Consider the following 4,617-nt stretch of genomic DNA (forward strand, 5'->3'; position numbering starts at 1 on the left):
CGCCGGCGACACACGCGCGCCCGCCCCGCGGGGCCCCCAGCCTCATGGGCTGGGGGTGCGGGGGGGCCCGGGCCGCTGCCGCCTCCAGGCCCCACCCCCACCGCAAGCCGGCGTTCGACTCACTCGTACCTCGCGAGTCGAACGCAAGCGCCCCTCCGGGGCGCTCACCCCGCCCCTCCCGCACACGTCCGAAACCAACCCAAAAACACCGAACCGCACAGCGTTCACCAGCGCGCAAGGACTACCGAAAACGGCGAACAACCGCCCCCGTACTCTTCCGCCGAGAGAGGGGCCCGCTACAAAGCCGGCCATGACACAAAGAAAAGGGGCCGATGGAGAGCCACCCTAAAAGGCGGCCCGGCACACCACCGGCCCCTGCCAAAGCCATCACAGCGAACAAGCAGTAATGGACACCCAGAGCATACCGGGGGATCCGATCCGCCGGCACAACCCCAGAGGAGACAGCGCACCGTGATCCCCCACAGCCGGCCGGTCACCACCGAGGCCGAGATCGCCGAACGCGTCGGCGTCCCCCTGGCAACCTGGCGCCGACGCGACGCCCCCCACTTTCGCGCCCACGTCGCAAGCCTCTTCCCGAACAGCCGGTACCTGATCTACGACCTCGCACAGACCGACGCCTACCTCACAGGCAAGCCCATTCCGCCCCTGCCCACCGACGAGCATCCCGAAGACCACCTTGACGCCAAAGAAGCCGCAGCCATCCTCGGAATCAACGCGAAGACCGTCCACGCATATGCCACACAGGGCTACCTGTCCCGCGGCGAGACCCTCTACGGCACACGGGTATGGCCCCGCCGCGAAATCGAGGAACGACGCGACAACCCTCCCGGCCAAGGCAAAGGCGGAGGCCGCGTGGCAGGCCGGCCACAGCCCCGCCGCAAAGCACACCCCTACCAGAACGACCCCCGCCTACAGATCGCAACCGACGCCCTGGCAGCCACCAGCGACGCCCCCATCAGCCACACCGCCACCGAACTCGCCCGTCAGCACGGCGGGTCTCCCCGGACCTGGGAACGCCTCCTGAGCCAAGCCCGCAAGGCAGAACAACCACAACATCCACCGCGATAACAAAGACCACCAACCCGCCCCCTGTTTCCGTTCCCACCACGCAGTGCGGCCCCCCCAGCACCGCTCCTGCCCGGCCCACCAAACGGACCCGCACCGATGAATCGGCGTTGCGTCGAAGGACGCCACGCCTGTCATCCGACCCAGCAAGCCGCCGGCACCCATCGTCCATGCCCGAACCGACGGTGAAGCCGCAAGACAACCGTCCCCGACCACAGCCCGATACCCCCGACCACTCCGACAGCCAGGAACAACCGCGAACACCACCAGCCCTGCAGGAGAAGCCCCGCAGAGCATTCGCGTACCCGAGCCTCTTCCAACACCACCCGGACCGGCCCGACCCGGGGAGCGACGAGCTGGCATCCACAAAGCGTTCCCCCGCCCCGCCTGCTGTCTCATCACGGCCAGGCAGATCAACTCACAACGCAGCCGAAAATCGACGAATCACCGCATGCCGACAAGCACCCTGACCGACCAGCCGGCCGTCCCCCCGAAACTGACATCGACTCACCTCTCTCAAGGACTGCGAGCTGCGGCTCCCGGGTGTGCCCGGTCGAGCCCTTCCCGGCACTTGAGCCTGCCAGGCGTCGGAGGGGCCGCAAGGGAAAGCGCCTTGCGGCCCCTCTTCCGACGCCTGGCGGTCGGCTCGTGCCGGGAAGGGCTCCCGGCCGGGCACCGGTCCGCGACCGCGGACCAGCTCGCAGTTCCTTGAAAGGACTGATGAACATGTCGAAGAAGTCGCACCCCGGGGACGGCGGTCACGGCCTGGGCGCCAAGGGTGGGTTCAGCGAGGAATACCGCGGCCTGCGAGGCCTCGCCACCCGCCTGGCTCGTCTGACCAAGGTCCAGACCACCAAGTGATCGACCGCCTTTCGCGCTTCCGGGACGGGGCCGGTCGCATCGCGGACAACCCGCTGATGCTGGCCGGCCCCGTTCCGGGGGTGGTCGATCTGCGCAAGGTGGGGCTGATGCTGGCCCCACCCGTGACGACGGGCGAGTTCGTGCCCGTCAGCTTCTGGCACGGTATCGAACTGGAGCCCCCGGAACCCATCACTCCCCGAGCGCACCCCGACGGCCTGCGCGCAGCATTCACCGAAGCTGTCCGTGACATGACCGCCGGAACGGACACGATCGGAGTCATGGTCTCCGGAGGCCTCGACTCGCTGGCTGTCCTCGTCCACGCCTGCGACATCGCCGAGGGGCGACGCGTCATCGCCTTTGTCATAGAGATGACAGATGACCTGGGTGGCAGCTCGGCTGCCGAAGTCCACCGCCTAATCCGCGCCTTCGACCTCGACATTGAGCTGGTCGTCCTGGACCCGCACCACGACAGGGCCGAGCCTGTCTGGTCACCGGCAGGACCCCATCTGCACGGCCTACCCGAGGTCAACGCAGCGGCCGCCGAACGGGCCGCGGACCTCGGCGTCGACCTGATTCTGTCGGGTGACGGTTCCGATGAACTCCTTGGAGTGCCTCGGTATGCCACAGCCGCGATCGCCAGGCGTCATGGAATCCCCGCTGCCGTTCGCTACGCCCACGATGCAGCCAGCTCCGGACCAGGACTGTTCGGCGAAGCCGCAGCCGTTCTCTCACGACTGCTTCCCGCTCGCACAACAGCCTCCCTCTACTGGGCGGTGAACTGGCCCGATGACTGGTGCGACCCTGTCGCACCCGCCGTACTGGCGGAGCCCTACCGAACCGAAGCCACTGCATGGGCAAAACAGTGGGTATCCGACCACGTAGTCGCGCATGCCACCACACGCAGGACCTGGTCGGTGGCGGATGCATACGATGCCCTCTTCCCCCACACTGCTCTTCTGCCGGCAGGCAACATCGAGGAAGGGTCGCCCTTTTTGCACCCCTCCTTCCTGGCCGCAGCCCTGGCCCTCCCGCTGGGGGACCGCTACCAAGCAGCTTTGCCAACCCGCTACTGGCGTTGCAAAGCACAAGTGATCAACCTGTTCCCCCAGAACAAGGTGAAAGCCCTGCCCCGACAGAAGCAGTACTTCAGTACGGCGCTCACCGACCAAGCCGCAACGCTTGACACTGCCAAACCTCTCGTGGCCGTTGAGGTGGGCCTCATCGATCCGGACCAGCTCCGGCATGAGACGAACACCAGCGTGCTGCTGTTCGTCGCCGCCATCGAACGCTGGCTCGCCGGAGCACTTCGGCACGGGGCACAGATCGGCTAAGACGCCCCTGACAAGTCCCGCACCTCGACGTCGGGGGGGGGGGGGGCCCCCCCCCCCCCCCCCCCCCGACGCTCCCTCAGCAACGACAACAGGCACAACCAGGAGCAAAGAAGGAGGATGACAGGCATGAGCAACGCCTCAACCGGCCCGACGATGCGTCCCTACGCCGAAGCGGACCAACCAGCAGTGCTCGAACTCGTCAACCACGATCGCCTCCAAGGCCAGCCGGTCGCCTCTGTGGAGATGCTCAACGAAGCCCTGGCAGGACACTCGCAAGTGGATGCCGGCTGGTGGCAGTCGCTCTCCCGGCTACATACCGACGTAGCGGTCGACCCCACCGGACACGTCGTAGGCGTGGTCTCCTACGCAACATCCACCAAGGACCAGACGGGCCACATCCTGTGGCTGCACTGTCACGAGGACCAAGCACTGGCCGCGCGGTTGATCTCCCACGCATGCACACGCCTGGGACCGAGAACGATTTGCGCCTTCGACTTCGCCTCTGCCCTCAGCCTCGGACTAGAGGCCCTACCCGTTCGCCACCGCCCAGCCACCCGAACCGCACTCGAACAGGCCGGGTTCGTCGGCGAGAACCTCTGGCGCTACATGCACACGCCGCTGCCCATCAGCCACCTACCGCAGGCTCGCAACGTAAGACTGCGACCAGGCGAGAGCGCCGCCACCAAGCGCCTACAGATCCGCAGACACTTCCGTAAAGCCGCCGAAGCAGTCATCGGACTTCCGGTCGACGGGACCGGTGTCCTGTGGTGGATCAGCGTCACGCCCTCCGCAAGAGGACGAGGCATCGGCCGTCTCATGCTGGGCACCGCACTGCACGCTCTCACCGAACTCGGCGCGAACCAGGCAATCTTGTACGTGGACGATGACGAACCCCCAGGAGGAGAACGCGACCGTACCGCCGCCAACCGCCTGTACGACTCCGCTGGATTCCACGAGGTGGACCGCTTGTACGCCTATCGCCGCAAGCAGGTCCCAACCGATCCCGTCTCCAACGACGGATCGCAATCCGGCTCCTGACGACCCCGTGCATGGTTGGCCGTGGCGCCGCGCTGTCAGGGGCTTCGAGGGCCAGCGACGTACACGCTCAGGCCAGTCGTGGCAGTGACCCCTTCGTCTTCGGCCGGCTCCATGCCACGGTCCCAGGCCAGGGATTTCCGCAGCTTGGTGGGCAGGGCCGGACAGCCTGGCGGACAGTCTCGCGGTGACCGCGGCCAAGTCCCGCCCCTAGACGAGTCTTTCCGAATGCCTGCGGGCATGAGGCGAGGGTGCTCAAGATCCGTTTGTGACGACGAACTTGACCACCCTCGTGACCGCACTC

4 protein-coding genes are annotated in these 4,617 nt (G+C 66.9%); all 4 read left to right on the top strand.

Going from position 1 to position 4,617, the window contains the following annotated elements; translation table 11 throughout:
• Positions 1-471 precede the first annotated feature (471 nt).
• Positions 472-1,089: a DNA-binding protein gene (locus ACIHFE_RS34450; RefSeq protein ID WP_400113022.1), complete on the top strand. Its 618-nt coding sequence runs from the start codon at positions 472-474 to the stop codon at positions 1,087-1,089.
• Positions 1,090-1,812: 723 nt separating this feature from the next.
• Positions 1,813-1,947: a hypothetical protein gene (locus tag ACIHFE_RS34455; RefSeq protein WP_400113023.1), complete on the top strand. Its 135-nt coding sequence runs from the start codon at positions 1,813-1,815 to the stop codon at positions 1,945-1,947.
• Positions 1,944-3,278 carry an asparagine synthase-related protein gene (locus ACIHFE_RS34460; protein ID WP_400113024.1) on the top strand — a complete coding sequence of 445 codons (1,335 nt, stop codon included), beginning with the start codon at positions 1,944-1,946 and terminating at the stop codon, positions 3,276-3,278. The genes ACIHFE_RS34455 and ACIHFE_RS34460 overlap by 4 nt, the downstream gene beginning before the upstream one ends.
• Before the next feature lie 126 nt (positions 3,279-3,404).
• Positions 3,405-4,316 (top strand): GNAT family N-acetyltransferase, encoded by a 912-nt coding sequence (locus tag ACIHFE_RS34465; RefSeq protein ID WP_400113026.1) that lies wholly within the window; start codon positions 3,405-3,407, stop codon positions 4,314-4,316.
• The last annotated feature ends 301 nt before the right edge of the window (positions 4,317-4,617 follow it).

Source organism: Streptomyces sp. NPDC052396 (assembly GCF_044593195.1).
GTDB lineage: Bacteria > Actinomycetota > Actinomycetes > Streptomycetales > Streptomycetaceae > Streptomyces.